This window comes from Devriesea agamarum, assembly GCF_900070355.1.
Lineage (GTDB): Bacteria > Actinomycetota > Actinomycetes > Actinomycetales > Dermabacteraceae > Devriesea > Devriesea agamarum.
This window is the reverse complement of record NZ_LN849456.1, coordinates 159,306-176,024: the sequence shown is the minus strand read 5'-3', so window position 1 is coordinate 176,024 and position 16,719 is coordinate 159,306. Positions and strand designations below refer to the sequence as shown.

12 protein-coding genes and 1 tRNA gene are annotated in these 16,719 nt (G+C 57.9%); 6 read left to right on the top strand and 7 right to left on the bottom strand.

The features are described from left to right. Positions 1-7: 7 nt before the first annotated feature. The 4 genes from BN1724_RS13230 to BN1724_RS00745 all read right to left on the bottom strand — a co-directional run bounded on the left by BN1724_RS13230 (position 8) and on the right by BN1724_RS00745 (position 6,112). Positions 8-1,048: a MazG nucleotide pyrophosphohydrolase domain-containing protein gene (locus BN1724_RS13230; RefSeq protein ID WP_231928256.1), complete on the bottom strand. Its 1,041-nt coding sequence runs from the start codon at positions 1,046-1,048 to the stop codon at positions 8-10. Positions 1,049-1,153: 105 nt separating this feature from the next. Continuing rightward, positions 1,154-4,732, bottom strand: coding sequence for a transcription-repair coupling factor (gene mfd / locus BN1724_RS00755; protein ID WP_058233842.1), 3,579 nt, complete (start codon positions 4,730-4,732; stop codon positions 1,154-1,156). Then, positions 4,729-5,337, bottom strand: coding sequence for an aminoacyl-tRNA hydrolase (pth, locus tag BN1724_RS00750; protein ID WP_058233841.1), 609 nt, complete (start codon positions 5,335-5,337; stop codon positions 4,729-4,731). Before pth ends, mfd begins: the two co-directional genes overlap by 4 nt. A gap of 184 nt (positions 5,338-5,521) precedes the next feature. Continuing rightward, the gene (locus BN1724_RS00745; RefSeq protein ID WP_058233840.1) at positions 5,522-6,112 is read right to left on the bottom strand and encodes a 50S ribosomal protein L25/general stress protein Ctc; all 591 of its coding nucleotides are present in this window, start codon (positions 6,110-6,112) and stop codon (positions 5,522-5,524) included. A gap of 479 nt (positions 6,113-6,591) precedes the next feature. On the opposite strand from BN1724_RS00745, the gene BN1724_RS00740 reads away from it, so the two are divergent. Further along, positions 6,592-7,122, top strand: coding sequence for a DoxX family membrane protein (locus BN1724_RS00740; RefSeq protein WP_058233839.1), 531 nt, complete (start codon positions 6,592-6,594; stop codon positions 7,120-7,122). 210 nt (positions 7,123-7,332) lie between these two features. On the opposite strand, the gene BN1724_RS00735 is transcribed toward BN1724_RS00740, so the two are convergent. The 3 genes from BN1724_RS00735 to BN1724_RS00725 form a co-directional block, all read right to left on the bottom strand. Then, positions 7,333-8,313 carry a ribose-phosphate diphosphokinase gene (locus BN1724_RS00735; RefSeq protein WP_058233838.1) on the bottom strand — a complete coding sequence of 327 codons (981 nt, stop codon included), beginning with the start codon at positions 8,311-8,313 and terminating at the stop codon, positions 7,333-7,335. Beyond that, on the bottom strand, positions 8,310-9,875 hold the full coding sequence (gene glmU, locus BN1724_RS00730; protein ID WP_058235637.1) for a bifunctional UDP-N-acetylglucosamine diphosphorylase/glucosamine-1-phosphate N-acetyltransferase GlmU: 1,566 nt from the start codon (positions 9,873-9,875) through the stop codon (positions 8,310-8,312). Before glmU ends, BN1724_RS00735 begins: the two co-directional genes overlap by 4 nt. A gap of 13 nt (positions 9,876-9,888) precedes the next feature. Further along, a tRNA-Gln gene (locus BN1724_RS00725) sits at positions 9,889-9,960 on the bottom strand. A gap of 55 nt (positions 9,961-10,015) precedes the next feature. Here BN1724_RS00725 and BN1724_RS00720 point away from each other — a divergent pair. The 5 genes from BN1724_RS00720 to BN1724_RS00695 all read left to right on the top strand — a co-directional run bounded on the left by BN1724_RS00720 (position 10,016) and on the right by BN1724_RS00695 (position 16,019). After that, positions 10,016-10,669 (top strand): TetR/AcrR family transcriptional regulator, encoded by a 654-nt coding sequence (locus BN1724_RS00720; protein WP_231928108.1) that lies wholly within the window; start codon positions 10,016-10,018, stop codon positions 10,667-10,669. 79 nt (positions 10,670-10,748) lie between these two features. Beyond that, positions 10,749-11,255, top strand: a complete 507-nt coding sequence (locus tag BN1724_RS00715) for a MarR family winged helix-turn-helix transcriptional regulator (protein ID WP_058233836.1) — start codon at positions 10,749-10,751, stop codon at positions 11,253-11,255. Positions 11,256-11,323: 68 nt separating this feature from the next. Further along, positions 11,324-13,117, top strand: coding sequence for an ABC-F family ATP-binding cassette domain-containing protein (locus BN1724_RS00710; RefSeq protein ID WP_058233835.1), 1,794 nt, complete (start codon positions 11,324-11,326; stop codon positions 13,115-13,117). A 1,094-nt stretch (positions 13,118-14,211) separates the two neighbouring features. Continuing rightward, complete coding sequence (locus BN1724_RS00700) at positions 14,212-15,354, top strand: peptide ABC transporter permease (protein ID WP_157085696.1); 1,143 nt, start codon at positions 14,212-14,214, stop codon at positions 15,352-15,354. After that, positions 15,351-16,019: an ABC transporter ATP-binding protein gene (locus tag BN1724_RS00695; protein ID WP_058233833.1), complete on the top strand. Its 669-nt coding sequence runs from the start codon at positions 15,351-15,353 to the stop codon at positions 16,017-16,019. Before BN1724_RS00700 ends, BN1724_RS00695 begins: the two co-directional genes overlap by 4 nt. Positions 16,020-16,719: the final 700 nt, after the last annotated feature.

Here is a 16,719-nt window from a genome sequence, read left to right as displayed (position 1 = left end):
TCGGACCCTATATCGCCGCTATGCGATGGAGCAGGGTGCGCAGTGCCGATTCAGCATCTAGATCCTGTCTTTCCGCCCGTTCCACCAGGGCCAGCAGTTCCGCGCCGAGAGCGAGGACAGCGTGGTCATCTCCCTGCGCGCGTTGCTGAACCGATGCGACCCGGGCCGCAAGCGTGTCGGCTTCTCCCTCAGCAGCCGCATGACGCATGCGATGAGCTATTTTCCACGCGCGCTGCAACGCGGGAAGCTCCTGGGGAATCCCATCGAAGAGCCCCCGACTTGGGGTCTCGCGCTGTTTAGCCTGCTGCCACTGCGCCACGATGTCGTCAATTCCCTCCACCTGGGCCGTACCGAAGACGTGGGGGTTTCGCCGCAGCATCTTCTCGTTCAAGTGGCGAGCAACATCATCAACGGTCCAGGGCGGATCTTCTTCCATTCCGAGCCGAGAGTGAAACACAATCTGGAAAAGCAAATCACCTAATTCGCCAACGAGAGCGGGATCCCCAGGCCCAGGTGCCGGACACCGTGAATCCGCGACGCCATCGTGGCCTGATTGAGGTGCTTCAATCGCCTCCAACACTTCGTAGGTTTCTTCCACCAAGTACCGAGCCAGCGACGCATGGGTTTGGGCCGCACTCCAGTCATCTCCCCCCGGAGACCGCAGCGCATGCATGATCCGCACCGATTCCACCACTTCGCTGCCGGGTGCTCGCGGGGAGGCAAAAACATAATCCAGATCGCACACACCCGCTCGCGCGGCAATGGTGTCAACGCGGGAGGCTAGATCACTCTCCGCATCCACTAACCAGGCCACTGTCCCACTGGCACCCGCACCATCGGCCCCAGCGATAGCCTCATGTACCTGCCCGGGTGTCACCGGGTCGGCCAGGGAGACTGCTTTGCACCCGGCTTCACGCAGGTGAGCAACCCATCCCGGGTGAGAGCAACTGAGCAACACAACCGTGGCGGCGCGAATCTCATCCCACCCGCGTGCAGTCAGCAATCCCGGTGCGTTGCGAGTCGACACCGGCAGAATATTCAGTCTCATCACATGGCCACTGTACAGAGGAGGGACCACTAGCACCGACTGAGGCTCAACCGAACCTCTAGCAGACCCATGTGCCGCCGATGCAGCTACGGACGCTGGACGTGCCTATGCAGTGCCGACGCTCTGTCCGGTCAGTGTCGCCACCAGCGTTCGACACCAGTCCAGCAGCTCGTGATCGCGAAGCTGAGCGCCCCCGATACGGGCGGTGGTTGGTTGCGGCACCAACACCAGCCGCGTCGTCGGCTTAATAAGCGTTCCCGGATACAGACGCTTTAAACGCATCGCGACGGAATCCGGGACATCGAGGTGCCCCACCCGGATCATCTTGCCCTGCGTTTGCACTTCGGTAATTCCCGCTTGCCGGCAGGTTAAACGGAAACGTGCGGCATCGAACAGCACTTCAGCGGGTGCCGGGACCGGACCGTAACGGTCGACGAGCTCCGCCCGCACCTCTTCAATCATGGATTCATCGCGGGCCTGCGACAACTTTCCGTACGCTTCCAAGCGCAGACGCTCGGAGGGGATGTAGTCGTGCGGGAGGTGCGCATCCAGCGGGAGTTCGACCCGCACGTCAGCGACCTCGTCATTCGCATCGCCACGGAACGCTGAAACAGCCTCGCCCACCATACGGATGTACAGGTCGAAACCGACTCCGGCGATGTGTCCGGACTGTTCGCCGCCGAGTAGGTTTCCAGCACCGCGAATTTCGAGGTCTTTCATCGCCACCTGCATTCCGGAACCTAGGTCAGTATGGGTGGCCAAGGTGGTCAGACGATCATGGGCGGTCTCGGTCAGCGGCTTCATCGCCTGGTGCAGGAAGTACGCGTACGCGCGTTCCCGTCCCCTGCCCACGCGCCCGCGGAGCTGATGCAATTGCGATAGTCCGAACCGGTCGGCGTTTTCCACAATTAGCGTGTTGGCGTTGGCGATATCCAACCCGGTTTCCACGATGGTGGTGCACACCAACACATCGAACCGTTTTTCCCAAAAATCGACGATCACGCGTTCGAGCTGATGCTCATTCATCTTGCCGTGAGCAACCTCGACTCGGGCATCTGGCACTAAGTCTCGTAAACGCTGCGCCGTTCGCTCAATATCCTCCACCCGGTTATGGATGTAAAAGACCTGCCCTTCACGCAGCAGCTCACGACGGATCGCCGCTGCAACCTGCTTCTCCTCCCACGGGCCGACATAAGTCAGCACCGGGTGACGTTCTTCGGGCGGGGTGGCTAGTGTCGACATCTCCCGAATACCAGTGACAGCCATTTCCAAGGTGCGTGGAATAGGGGTGGCGGACATCGCCAAAATATCGACATCGGTGCGCATCGCCTTCAAGGTTTCTTTGTGCTCAACCCCAAAGCGCTGCTCTTCATCGATCACCACCAGACCGAGATTCTTAAACCGCACCTGCCCGGTAATGAGGCGATGGGTCCCGATCACCACATCGACGCTGCCGTCGCGAAGCCCATCGATCACAGCTTCCGACTCGGCGGCATTTTGGAACCTGGACAGCGCTTTGACCGTGACCGGGAATCCGGCGTACCGCTCAGAAAATGTTTCCAGGTGCTGCTGGGCCAGCAGAGTAGTCGGGCACAGCACGACAACCTGTTTGCCGTCTTGAACCGCTTTAAATGCAGCGCGCACGGCGATTTCAGTTTTTCCGTAACCGACATCCCCGCAGATCAAACGGTCCATCGGGACCGCACGCTCCATATCGCGTTTGACCTCGTCAATTGTGGACAGCTGATCGGGAGTTTCGACGTAGGCGAAGGCGTCTTCCAGTTCGCGCTGCCAGGGGGTGTCAGGCCCAAAGGCATACCCCGGCGAGGCTTGCCGCGCTGAATACAGGCGCACGAGCTCGGCGGCAATTTCCCGAACCGCTTTTCGGGCTTTCGCCTTGGTTTTCGACCAGTCGGACCCGCCCATGCGGTTCATGGAAGGGTTGTCCCCGCCGACGTATTTGGTGACCTGGTCAAGCTGATCGGAGGGGACGTAGAGCCTGTCCCCCGGTGCTCCGCGGCGGGCCGGGGCGTACTCGATCACCAAGTATTCGCGCATCGCGGCTTTGCTGCCGCTTCCGACTTTGCGGCTGGTCATCTCCACGAAACGACCGACCCCATGGTGGTCATGGACCACATAATCCCCCGGCCGCAGTTGCAACGGGTCCACCACGCTGCGGCGGCGCGCCGGAATCCGGCGATCTTCACCTCGTCTAGCCCCCGATTTGCCGGTGACCTCGCGCTGACACAGCAGCAACAGCTTCGCTTGCTCGCTGACCAGCCCGTGTGACAGCGGTCCCGCGGTGACCGTCACGCTGGCCGGGGGCAGCTCGGGCTCAGCTTCTCCCAGGTCAGGAACGAACCGGGCTGCGACAATCACACCACCGTTTTCATTCATATCGGATAGCTGTGTGGTGATGTGGCGCGCCGAGCCTGCACCTTCGGTGACCACGACAATTCGCCAGTCCGCTTCCCGACGGGTGGCGAAATCTTGGGCAACACGAGGTAAGTCACCGCCGTAGCCCGGGGGGACCGTCGCTGCGGTGAGGACCGTGTGGGCAGGCGCTGTCTCCTCATCAATCCCAAACGGCTGAATGGTGTGCCAGCTGTGTCCGGCCGCCAAGGCGTCCTGACGCACCTGAGTCAGGGGCAGGAAGCTAGCTGAGTCAACGTTTAACGGGACGCCGCCACCGGCAGCCGCGCTGGACCACGCCGCGGACAGAAACTCTTCGGTGGTGTTCACCAGGTCTTCGGCCCGTGCCCGGATCCGTTCGGGATCTAGCAGCACCATGGCGCTCCCGGTCGGGAGCACATCGGTCAGTGCCTGCATGCCATCGACCAGCACCGGGCTGAGGGATTCCATGCCTTCGACCGCGATGCCGCTGGCAATTTTTTCGAGCATGCTGCGGGCGCCAGGAAGTGTATCGGTCAATGCCCGAGCCCGTTCTCGCACTGTGTCGGTCAACAGAATTTCGCGGCACGGCGGGGCGTACAGTCCCTCCGGCGCGTCCTGAAGTGACCGCTGATCGGCCACTGAGAAGAATCGGATCTCCTCGACCTCATCCCCGAAAAACTCAAGACGCAGCGGATGAGGTTCGGTGGGCGGGAAGACATCGAGGATTCCTCCGCGAACCGCGAATTCACCGCGGCGTTCGACCATATCCACCCGGGAATAAGCGGCATCAATCAGCTGCTGCTGAAGGTCGCCGAGGTCCTGGCGTTCCCCCACCCGCACAGTGACCGGCACCAGATCACCGAGGCCTTTAACCATTGGTTGCAGCAGTGAACGTACCGGGACCACTAGGGCGCTAATGGCGCCGTGCTCACTCGGGTGCTGCAGGCGGCGCAGAGTTGCGATGCGGCGTGCCACGGTGTCGGAGCGGGGAGAAAGCCGCTCATGAGGCAGGGTTTCCCACGCGGGTAAGTCCGCCACAGACCCGGGGTCCAGCATTGTCCGCAGCATGGCCCCGACATCTTCAGCGGCCCGCGTGGTGGCCGTCACGATCACTAGGGGTGCGCTCACACCGCGTGCAGCTCGATCAACACACACATCGGCCAACGCAAACGGCACCAAACCGGGTGCAGCAACCACATCACCTTCGGTGGTCTCAGCGGCGAGTTGACGGATTTTCGCGAGATCGTCCGTGGCCTGTAGCGCGGTCAGAATGGGGCGCAGGTTGGTCATTTCGTCCTCCCGTTCGGGGCGTGAACGCGCTGCTGCGTGTCGAGCAGTCCATCCAGCACGAGCGATGCGGCAGCGTCCGCGGCATCTGCCAACAGATGTGGCAAGTCCTTGCGCTGGGATGCAGAAAAAGGTGCGAGCACATAGTCGGCGGCGTCACCACCTCCCGTTGGTCGGCCTACCCCAGCTCGAACCCGCAGATACTCTTTGGTGCCGAGTGCCTTTGTGATGTCGCGCAGGCCGTTGTGGCCGCCTTCGCCCCCGCCGCGTTTGACCCGCAGCACATCGAAGGCTAGGTCGATATCGTCGTGAACGATCACGACATTTTCCGGTTCGATGCTGTAGAACCGCACGAGATTAGCTATGGGCCCACCGGACTCGTTCATGAAGCAGGTGGTTTTAGCCAGCACTGTGCGGGCGCTGCTGGCGGTGCCCACGGCTCCGAGTCGGCCTTCGAGGACGACTGCTTGGGCTCGTCTAGCAGGTTTGAAGGTGCCACCGAGTTCCCCGGCGAGATGGTCTAAGACCATGTGCCCGATGTTGTGCCGGGTGTTCGCGTAGCGCGGCCCTGGATTCCCTAGTCCAGCAATCAGAAATGTCCCGGTCACACGCAGTCTCCTTCTTGATGGCAGCGCCTTAACGCCGTCGACGTTCGCACGGAGACGGAATGGGCCCGTGCAAACACCCCACGACACGCTACCGGGGCGCCGCACTGAATGCGACACCCCGGTAGGTATAGAAGGTCAGCTATGAGCGATCACACGACACAATTCGCCGTGTGATCGCCGTGGCTCACTCCTGTGAATCAGCCTCTGCCTCACCCTCAGCGGAGTCTTCGCCCTTGCCCGCCTTGGGCAGTTCCACCGCGACGACAAGCAGTTCGGCATCGGTCACCAGGTCTGTGCCCTTGGGCAGGGACAGGTCACCGGCGAACAGTTGGAAGCCCTCTTCCTTGCCCTCCACGCTGACCTCGATGCTCTCGGGCAGGTGGGTGGCCTCGGCCTCAACAGTGATTTCCTGCACCTCGACCACGGCGATCGCGGGCGAGACCGGCTCGCCGGTCAGGGTCACGGGGATGTCGACGTGTACCTTTTCGCCGCGGCGCACCACGACCAGGTCGAGGTGGGTCAGGGTGCGCTTGAGCGGGTGGCGCTGGACCTCTTTGATGAGGCCGAGGTAGCTCTCACCGCTCGGAAGCTCCAGCTCGAGCAGAGCGTTGGGGTTACGGGCGGCCAGAGCGGTTTCGTGACCCGGCATCACGATGTGCACGGGCTCCATGCCGTGACCGTAAATCACTGCCGGCACTTTGTGCTCTGCACGGATGCGGCGGGACGCGCCCTTGCCGAACTCGGTGCGCTGTTCGATTTTGATCTTTTCAGCCATGAATGGCTCCTTTGGGTCGGTGGCGGAGGCGAGGCTCGACGCGCACCGGCCAGGGCCGGAACACCTCGTCGATAACGGAGCTCGTGCACGGCCTGACGCGGCATCGTTTTTCGATGCTGGCGGATTCGTGCCTTCTCCCTCGCCGGGGCAACTAGGTAAGGATACCTCGCCACGCCCTTTCGCCCACCAGGCTCTTGCCGGTGAGGCTGCTCACCTCAGGTGGCATCGCACGATGACACCGGCATGGCGCGTGGGCCGCTAGAGCGCAGCGTCGCCGGCAACATCATAGCTTCCTCACCAGCACCCATAGCGCCGTCACCAGGAAGAACAGCGGCCTGCATTGTCGGGCTCTATCGACCCCTCACAGATGACCTTGGTCCCTCCCAGCAGATATGCAGGATTTAAGATTAAAGGAGTCGGTACTGTGAATCCACGCCCCGATCGGGCGACGCGGATATCGGCATGATGAAAGGACTCACGTGGCCCCTGCACCAAACAACTCCCCGTCACTCTCAACCGGTCTCGGACGCAACCTGCTTGGGATCGTCCGTATTCTGATCGGCTTTGAATTCCTGTGGGCATTCTTCGATAAGACCTTCGGGCTCGGCTTCTCCACCCCATCAGCCAAGTCATGGATCTCGGGTGGCTCACCCGTGAAAGGTTTCCTCGGAAAGGTCGTCGATCCGAAGACCGGCAACCCGTTCGCAGACTTCTTCTCGTTTTGGCTGCAGGCCGAAACCCTGACGAACGTTCTGTTCATGCTGGGACTGCTCGGAGTTGGTCTCACCCTGACCTTCGGGCTCGCCGTACGCGCAGGAGCTATCGCGGGCGCTGCGATGATGCTGTTGATGTGGCTAGCCTCCTTCCCCATCGGCCAGAATCCGTTCCTCGACGCGCACCTGATCAACGTCTTCCTGCTGCTTGCGCTCGCCGCAGTCGGCGCCGACCGTTGGCTCGGGCTGGGTTCCATCTGGCGCCGTACCGTCAAAAATAACCCCGTTCTGATCTGACGGACTTGCTCGATCGATCCGAAACCCGGTCGGTCGTAGCACCATCACAAAGAGGAGGGTTCCGGTACCACTTCTGGTATCGGAACCCTCCTCTTTATGCGCCTGTGAACCGCACGCTCGACGGATTCTTATAGGAGAACGACGGATTCTTATAAGCGACCGACAGGTTCTGAGAATCGCATCAGGAACACACGTCGAACTGGAGAATCACTACACTTCGCCGTCAAAAAGGCTCGTCACCGAACCGTCATCAAACACAGCCCGAACCGCCCGCGCGATCAACGGTGCAATGGACAGCTGGGTGAGCTTCGCGAACCGTTTCTCCTCAGGGATGGGCAGCGTGTTCGTACAAATCACTTCAGAAATGGGAGCTGTCGTCAGCCGCGCCACCGCCGGGTCAGAAAGAATCGGATGGGTCGTAGCCACCACAACATCCGTTGCCCCATGCTCCATTAGAGCCTCAGACGCCTGACAGATCGTACCCGCAGTATCGATCATGTCATCCACCAAAATGCATCGCTTACCGGAGACATCACCGATCACTCGTTTAGCTACGGTCGAGTTCGGACGGGAGGTGTCGCGCGACTTATGGATAAACGCGAGACTTGCATTCCCGAGCCGCTTCGCCCACAGCTCAGCCACCCGGATACGACCGGCATCTGGGGACACCACCACGAGGTTTTCACGCCCATAGGTGCGATCCACATACTCAGCAAGAATCGGCAGCGCCATCAAGTGGTCCACCGGGCGGTCAAAATAGCCCTGAACCTGCGGCGCATGCAGATCCACCGAAATCATGCGATCCAACCCGGCCGTCTGAAAAAGATCAGCGACCAAGCGCGCAGAAATAGGTTCCCGACCCCGATGCTTCTTATCCTGGCGCGCATACGGAAAACACGGGGCAATAGCAGTGATGCGCTTGGCAGACGCCCGCTTCAACGCATCGATCATGATCAGGTTTTCCATCAACCAGGTGTTAATGGGCGCAGGGTGGGACTGCAACACGAACGCATCCGTGCCACGCACAGATTCACCGTATCGAACATAAATCTCACCGTTAGCAAAGTCCCAGGCATCCATCGGCAGAACCTCAACACCGAGTTCCTGCGCCACTTCTTGGGCCAGCACCGGATGTGCGCGCCCGGAAGCGAGGACGAGGCGTTTCTCCCCCGTCGCAATAATGCCGCTCATGCCTGATCCTCCTGGTTATCCGCGCCCTTAGCGCTGTGATGGGGTGATTGATTCTCAGGTCCGGGCGGCGCAGTATCCGCCGCTTCACGAGCCGCTGCTGCGGCCTGCGCCATCGCGGTTCCCCCTCGTTTCGCTTCGGTCCACCCCGGCACATTACGCATGGTGACCGCGCTGACACCGAGCGCCCCGGCCGGAATATCCCGTCGCACCACCGTTCCCGCGCCCGTTGCCGCACCATCCCCCACGGTCACGGGAGCAACGAGCACGCTGTCGCTACCGATCCGAACCTGGCGCCCGACCGTCGTGCGATGCTTCGCCACACCGTCGTAGTTGGCGAAAATCGTGCCGGCGCCGATATTGCTACCTTCACCGATTTCGGCGTCGCCGACATAACTGAGATGAGGAACTTTCGCGCCGTCGGCGATCTGAGCGTTCTTCGTCTCGCAGAATCCGCCGATTTTCCCACCGGCACCGAGCTCCGTGCCCGGGCGCAGATAGGTGAAGGGGCCGACGCTTGCGCCGGGCCCAATCAGCGCGGCAATGGCGTGGGTACGCACCACATTCGCACCGTCCCCGATCTCAAGATCCGTCAACGTGCTATCCGGGCCGATCGTGCAGCGCTCCCCGATCGTGGTGGCCCCGTGAATCTGAACGCCAGGCAGAATTACGGTGTCCTGACCGATCGACACATCGGAGTCAATCCAGGTCGTGGCCGGGTCAACGATGCTCACCCCGGCGCGCATATGCCGTTCGACAATGCGCCGATTCATTTCCGCACCGAGCTGGGCCAGCTGAACCCGGTCATTCGCCCCTTCGACCAGCACCGCATCGTCCGTAGCGACCGCGCGGACGCGCCCACCCTCGCGGCGCGCAATCGCCAGCACATCGGTGAGGTACATCTCCCCTTGGGCATTGTCCGTTCCGAGCTTGGTGAGTGCGTGCTTCAGGACCTCAAGGTCAAACGCGTAAATCCCAGAGTTGACCTCGGTGATCAGACGCTGCTCAGCAGAGGCATCTTTGTGCTCGACAATCGCCACGACCTCATCAGCATCGGGCTCCCCCGCTGCTGAGTCCGCCCGCAAGATACGCCCGTAACCCGTTGGGTCCTCGACCCGGGCAGTCAACACCGTCACCGCATTGCCGCCATCGACATGCGCCGCCACCAGGCTTTCCAACGTGGGGCCATCCAGCAAAGGCACATCACCGTAGGTCACCACAACGACCCCGCTGGTGGCGCTGACCTGTTCCAGTCCGCACTGGACTGCCCGCCCGGTGCCGGGAATCTCATCCTGGTCAGCGATCAGAACATCCTCGGCGTGCTCGGCAAGGTGCGCGACCACTTGAGCGCGTTCATGACGGACAACAGCCACGAGCTCAGCCGGTTCCAGGGTGCGAGCCGCCGAAATCGCGTGGAGAAGAAGTGAACGCCCGCAAATAGGGTGCAATACCTTGGGGATTGAGGACCGCATGCGCGTCCCGGCCCCAGCGGCAAGAACGATTACGGCTGCTGGAGGGTGTGGACTCACGGCCTGGGCCTTCCGTTCGTACGTCACCCCAATCATCGGGGCGCTGCCGTTCCGCCACCAGGACTCGAACCTAGAACTTCAGAACCAAAATCTGAGGTGTTACCCATTACACCATGGCGGAGCATCCCCTCCGGGGCGCACAGAGAATCTTACCCCGGGTGTGGAACACTGACGGCATGAACGACACGCCAAGTGCGGATCAGGTGACGACAAAGACACGTGCACCGCGGATGACCGGACGCCAGCGGCGTGAACAACTGCTGACCGTCGGCGGCTCACTTTTCGCGGCAAAAGGATTCGACGGAACTAGCGTGGAGGAGATTGCCGCGACCGCCGGGGTGTCCAAGCCGGTGGTGTACGAACACTTCGGCGGCAAAGAAGGTTTGTACGCGGTGGTGGTTGATCGCGAAACCCGCATACTGATCGACGCACTCGACACCGCACTGCGCATCCCCTCCCGACACCCAAAAGTGCTGATGGAAAGCGCTGCGCTCGCTTTGCTGACATATATCGAAACCCATGAAGATGGCTTTCGGATTCTGGTGCGAGACTCCCCGGTCGCCCAGGCAACCGGGACCTTCTCCTCACTTCTTGGCGACGTGGCAAACACAGTGGAATCACTTCTGATTGACCAGTTTTCGCGTCGCGATCACGCCGTGGAAGACGCTGCAATGTACGCGCAAATGTTGGTGGGAATGGTGGCGTACACCGGCCAGTGGTGGCTGGAGACTCGCAGCCCATCCAAAGAGCAGGTTGCAGCCCATATGGTGAATCTCTCATGGTTTGGATTGAAGAACCTTAAACCTGAGCCGCGCCTGCGCGGCATGTGATGTGACGCCAGCCTCGACACAGCCCAACTTCCTCGCGGTCAACGTGCTATCAACGCGGCTGGGCGATTAGAGTACCCGCATGTCCTCGAGCGCTTCCGGTCCCGATGAGGTGGACCGCATCATGGCGGCCTGGCGCGCCGTACGCCCGGATCTAGACGTTGAACCTCTGGCGGTTTTATCCCGGCTATCGAGGCTTGCGCACCATCTGGAAAACGCGAGACGAGGTGCTTTTACCGCCACCGGCATCGAAGCCTGGGAGTTTGATGTGCTCTCCGCGCTGCGCCGGGCAGGGGCGCCCTATGAGCTAAGCCCCGGTGAATTGGTGAAACAAACACTGGTCACAAGCGGAACCATGACCAACCGCATCGATAAACTCGTCACGAAAGGTTTAGTGACCCGGCGGCCTCATCCGGGAGATGGTCGCGGAGTGCGGGTACGGTTGGCTGACGCCGGAATTGAAGTTGTCGATACCGCTATGGCCAGGTTGCTGGACAGCGAACACGACCTTTTGGCACCGCTCGATGCGCGTAAGCAAGCAGGCCTCGCGGCCACATTGCGCAGCCTGCTGCTGTCGTTTGAACGCTAACCACACCTGTGACGTGAACCACCCTGGGGGTGGGCTCCTAGCGCGTCATAATTTTCCGAAAGGATCCGATGGCCACCCCTCTTCTCGGAGCCGAAGGGCTTCACCTCGAATATCCCACCCGTGTTGTCTTCGATTCCCTCTCGGTTGGACTCGAGGAAGGCGACCGGATTGGGATCGTGGGGCGCAACGGCGATGGCAAATCGAGTCTGCTCGGAATGCTATCGGGACGTATCGAACCTCAAGCTGGCCGGGTAACCAGGCGCAACGGAGTACGGTTCGGGGTTCTTGACCAACGCGATGATCTCGACCCGCAGTCCACCGTCGGGCATGCCATTGTCGGCGATGCCCCTGAGCACCAGTGGGCTGGCGATGCGCGGATTCGCGATGTGATTGGCGGACTCGTCGCCGACGTGCCCTGGGATGCCCTCATCGGACAGCTGAGCGGTGGTCAACGGCGGCGGGTCGCACTCGCGGCGCTGCTGGTCGGCGACTGGGATCTGATCGCGCTCGACGAACCCACCAACCACCTCGACGTGGAGGGCATCGCGTGGCTAGCCGCACATATGAAGCAGCGGTGGGCTAAAAACGCCGGTGGTCTGCTGGTAATTACGCATGATCGCTGGTTCCTCGACGAGGTCTGCACAGAGACCTGGGAGGTACACGACGGAACAGTTGAACCGTTCGAGGGCGGGTACGCGGCCTATGTTCTGCAGCGGGTCGAGCGCGACCGGATGGCCGCGGCCACCGAGCAGAAACGCCAAAACCTCATGCGCAAAGAACTGGCGTGGCTTCGGCGAGGCGCGCCCGCCCGCACCTCGAAACCGAAGTTTCGCATCGACGCCGCGAATGCGTTGATCGCGGACGTGCCACCAATCAGGAACCCGATTGAGCTCCAACGGGTCGCGGTGGCGCGCCTCGGTAAACGAGTGGTGGATCTGGAGGGGGTGAGCATCCGTTATGGAGAACGCGACGTGCTGCGCGATGTGACCTGGCGCATCGCTCCCGGTGAACGGACAGGAATTCTCGGCGCAAACGGGGCCGGTAAATCCACTCTGCTCGGACTGATCTGCGGCACTCTTAAACCGAGCTCCGGCACAGTGCTGCGAGGGAAAACAGTCAACATCGGGATTCTCGACCAACAGTTTTCTCAGCTCGCCGACATCGGCGGCGACCGCGTCCGCGAGGTTCTTGCACGCAACAAAACCACCTTCCAAATCGACGGTAAAGACCTCACCCCGGCACAGCTGCTGGAACGGCTCGGCTTTGCCCGCGAACATCTCTCGGCCCGAGTCGATGAGCTATCGGGCGGACAGAAACGGCGACTTCAGCTGCTCATGCTGTTGCTGAGCGAACCGAACGTGTTGGCCCTGGACGAGCCCACTAATGATGTGGACGCGGATATGCTCGCCGCGCTGGAAGACCTGCTGGATTCGTGGCCGGGGACTCTGATCATGGTCTCGCACGACCGGTACCTGTTAGAACGCGTTACCGACCAGCAGTACGCGATCCTGGACGGACAGCTGAGGCACGTTCCCGGCGGGGTGGATGAATACTTGCGGCTGCGCCATGAACAGGCCCGCACACCGTCGAGCGGCGACATGGTGATGACAAAGGTTGAGACCCCTGATGTGTCGGCGCTATCGGGGGCGCAGCAGCGTGTGGCACAGAAGGAGCTCTCGGCGATTGAGCGACGGCTGGAAAAGCTCGGTAAAAGCATCAAGGACGTCCATGCCCAGATGGCCGATTATGATCACGCCGACTATACGGGCCTCCAAGCACACACCGACCGCGTGCGAGAGCTTGAAAGCGAGATCGTGCGACTCGAAGAACGGTGGCTGGAGCTGTCCGAGCTGCTCGGGTAAATCACACCGACGATTAGTTACGGCAAAGTTCCCGGCTCATCGATAACAACACCCATGACGTCCATGCCGAGATGGGACATGGCTGGCAGGAGGGTAGACGCACTCGCACCACTGACTTCCACCATGGGCTGAGTGACGACTGCTAGCACTAATGCGGCTGTTGAATAGTTCTTTTCGCTGCAAGAAGATATGGAATCGGTCCAGGGATATGACGGACGTAAGAAGACCGTCGCATCCCGGCCACTAAATAGAAAGATGCTTAGCTAAATCGAACGGTACTATCATCGCAGACCCAGGCATCAGTACCTAAGGCCGCTGATCAGAACCGAGCATCAGCAAGCCCGCAGTCCACGCTACGTAGATGGCGATCAGCTCAGCGTATCTCAGAGCCGGGAAGCCGCGCCGAGGAGGCCTTATGCTTCGCTCCAAAGATCATTCGTGGCAACCATACCGGCGTTAGGCTAGAGTGGAGGAAAGTGCCAGAACTCACACTATCGACAGTGGAGGTCATACATAAAAATAAATTCGAGACCTCAATATAAAACGCGTCCACTAAGGAAAGAAACCATGCGAAAATGCTTAGGCAGGTCCCTTTTAAGACACAACAACCGGCTCGAGCTAGCCGGCCTATATCTTACATGCTTCCTGCTTATAAGTGTCCTTTTCTACATTGAGCACGAAGCGGAAAATTCGTATGTACTGACACACTATTTCAAATTTTTATTGCAGTATAAGCTTACATTCATTCTCGCCTTTTCTACAATAGTTTTAATATTTCACTACCAACTGTTGGCAAAAGCTAAGACAGAGATTAAGTGCCGGATCCTAGTGGGGGACAGTTTGAATCTACTTAGATTGCGGTACGGCATCGAGTGCATCATATTGTTGGTTACATGCTGCACTCTTTCTATTGCATTAAATACATATCTAAGCTTTGATATTGCCGACAATCTATATTTGCTGGCAGCTTTACTCGCTTACGTCATGGCTAGCGCAGCTTTTGTGAGGGTAAAATGAAAATATTCAGATTCTTCTTCAGGCAGATATTCTTTCGGAAACCTATCCTGGCCGTAAGTACACTAATTCTTATATTCATGGCTAACTACCTAACATTTTCATCCGCGAGCACCATATATTCAACGCTTAAAGGGCGCCAAGAAATAGCCGATCTATATGGGGATGGGACTTTCATATCCAATCTGGACCCAGATAGCCCTATGAGTTACGGGCACACCCCACCGAAGGCTTTTCAAGATGTGTATGATTATCTTAATGAGCATTATAATTATGCTTTTTATACCGACGGCTACATGGTAAAACTGCCTAATTCCAACGGTGTCGAAGTGCCCGTGAGCTACATGAACAAGAGATATAACGACCTCAACGGTTTTGTCGTTTCCGATGGGAAAACGCTAAGGTTTGACTATGATCTGGGGAAGAACGAAACAATTCCAGTTTTGGTGGGCAAGGGGCTAAGCAAAGATTATCCGATTGGTTCCAGATTCAAAATACATGACCCTGCTTTGGGACGTGAAGTAACCTTAAAAGTCGAAGGTGTTATTACCCAAAATGCATCACATTCAAATCCTTATTTACTCAACTCAAAGCAATACTACAATTTTTCCATAGCAATACCTGTCACAGAAAATTTTATTAAGCAGTCTAATTACGGCCTAAAGGTGAATGGGCTTTCTGATCTAATACTCATGGACGCCGATAGAGCTAGCGTTACACGATTAGGCACATACATCGAAAAATCAATCAACGAGAAGTATAATTTCTTTAATCAACAACAGAACGACGATTTTTATAATGAGTACTTTATTTCCTCGATGAAATTTCTCATCGGGATGACCAGCGTCCTTCTTGCTCTCATTATTGGCCTGTCTGTCTGGAGCTCGTTGGTTAGCGTCAGAGTAATGTCCCGCGATTTCACCATCAATTTGCTGGTCGGTCTAAGTTACACAAAGATACGGAGGCTATTCTACTCGTACTATGCAACACTGTCAGCGCTGGCCTTGTTAGCAACCTTTGCCCTGACAGCTTATTCAAGGTATACCCATTGGCGCGACAAGGAGGCTTTCTTTATGACCTATGGCTTTGCTGGATTAATCAAAATGGACTGGCTCGCATTATTGGTTGTCTTGCTGTTTAATATTTGTCTTCTTTTCGTCGTCGTAGAGATAATAATGTGGAGATTAAAGCGGATTCCCGTATCTGTGGGGGTGTTACAATGACGAACATTATTGACCTGAGCATGAAAGAAAAAGTTTACAGGAAAAGATCATCAAGAACATCTATCCTTCAGGATTTCTGTCTCACCGTCGCTGAGCGAGAGAAGGTCGCGATCATCGGTGAGTCCGGGGTCGGCAAAAGCTCCTTGTTGAACATACTTGGTTTAATTGATACGGCTTACTCGGGTTCTTACACTCTGTTTGGTACATGTACTCGCAAGCTGTCAAGCAGGGAGATGTCGACCTGGCGGAACCAAAAGATTGGTTTCGTTCTCCAAGAATCCGCTCTCATCAACTCTTTAACCATCGAGGATAATATCAAGTTGCCTATGCTCTACTCACGGTCGCTATCGAACGGTGAGTCCCGCAGCTTCGAAGACATCGTAGATTCTATTGGCATCGGATATATTTTGAAAAAGAAACCGCTCGAATGCTCGGGTGGTGAAAAGGCTCGAGCAGTTTTCGCTCGCGCGGTCATCATGAATCCTGACCTTATTCTTGCGGACGAGCCGACCTCCTCGCTGGACTCAGAAAATAAATCAAAAATTATTAATCTTCTTCTCGATATGAATCGTAATTTCGGGTCTACTCTTGTGACCGTGACTCATGATGCCGAGTTCGCTCAGCAACATGATCGAGTTATATCCCTCAAAAGAAAGGTTCGGTGACATGGGATTTTTCATCATGCTTTTTTCGGGTTTGCTTGGATTATTTTTCTCGTGTTAGGTATTGTGCAGGCCAAAAAGAATAAGTGGTGGTTAGGATTATCCTTGTTTGGCTTCATCTTTGTTACGTTTGCGGTTTGGCTTGCTCTGCCTAAGTAAATTTTACGGTAAGAGATAATCGTAAGCACCCATGTCTTTCCGTAATGCATGCCCCACTGTGGCCTGCCAGCCGCCAGACTAATGCACGCATTCACAGAATGCTAACTAGAATCAATTAAATTGATTTTTTGATTCGCTAGTAAACGGTTTGATCATCGTCCTATTATCAGCTAAGCTTTTGATTCGTCTGAGACGATCTTTATCATGTAGCAGCATGCTTATTCCCCCTGTTTCCCGGACGTGACACGATAAAAATAAACTACACCGTTCAGCGCACGTCGGCTCGCCGCGTTTGCGCGGACCAAACCCCACGAGGCAACCAGTAACGCGCAGGGCTAGCAGCCCACCCTGTCTCAGGAACAGCCAAATCGCCGGTCAAATCCGACTAACCTGCCCGCATAAGCTTCGTAGCCTCCGAGGCGTTGCCTTTCGATACAACCAGCACAGACATCGAGTACATTCACGAGCAGATGGCCGGCCTGGTCAGAGCAAGTACGAGAATGTGAATAACATGAGCGATCGAAATGCGGCCTCATACATAAAC

Excerpts from the sequence above, each read along its gene's own strand:
- BN1724_RS00715 (WP_058233836.1), top strand. The coding sequence starts at position 10,749 with ATGTCCTCGAGCGCTTCCGGTCCCGATGAGGTGGACCGCATCATGGCG.
- glmU (WP_058235637.1), bottom strand. The coding sequence starts at position 9,875 with ATGATTGGGGTGACGTACGAACGGAAGGCCCAGGCCGTGAGTCCACAC.
- mfd (WP_058233842.1), bottom strand. The coding sequence starts at position 4,732 with ATGACCAACCTGCGCCCCATTCTGACCGCGCTACAGGCCACGGACGAT.
- BN1724_RS00710 (WP_058233835.1), top strand. The coding sequence starts at position 11,324 with ATGGCCACCCCTCTTCTCGGAGCCGAAGGGCTTCACCTCGAATATCCC.
- BN1724_RS00735 (WP_058233838.1), bottom strand. The coding sequence starts at position 8,313 with ATGAGCGGCATTATTGCGACGGGGGAGAAACGCCTCGTCCTCGCTTCC.
- BN1724_RS00700 (WP_157085696.1), top strand. The coding sequence starts at position 14,212 with ATGGCTAACTACCTAACATTTTCATCCGCGAGCACCATATATTCAACG.
- BN1724_RS13230 (WP_231928256.1), bottom strand. The coding sequence starts at position 1,048 with ATGAGACTGAATATTCTGCCGGTGTCGACTCGCAACGCACCGGGATTG.
- BN1724_RS00720 (WP_231928108.1), top strand. The coding sequence starts at position 10,016 with ATGAACGACACGCCAAGTGCGGATCAGGTGACGACAAAGACACGTGCA.
- BN1724_RS00695 (WP_058233833.1), top strand. The coding sequence starts at position 15,351 with ATGACGAACATTATTGACCTGAGCATGAAAGAAAAAGTTTACAGGAAA.
- BN1724_RS00745 (WP_058233840.1), bottom strand. The coding sequence starts at position 6,112 with ATGGCTGAAAAGATCAAAATCGAACAGCGCACCGAGTTCGGCAAGGGC.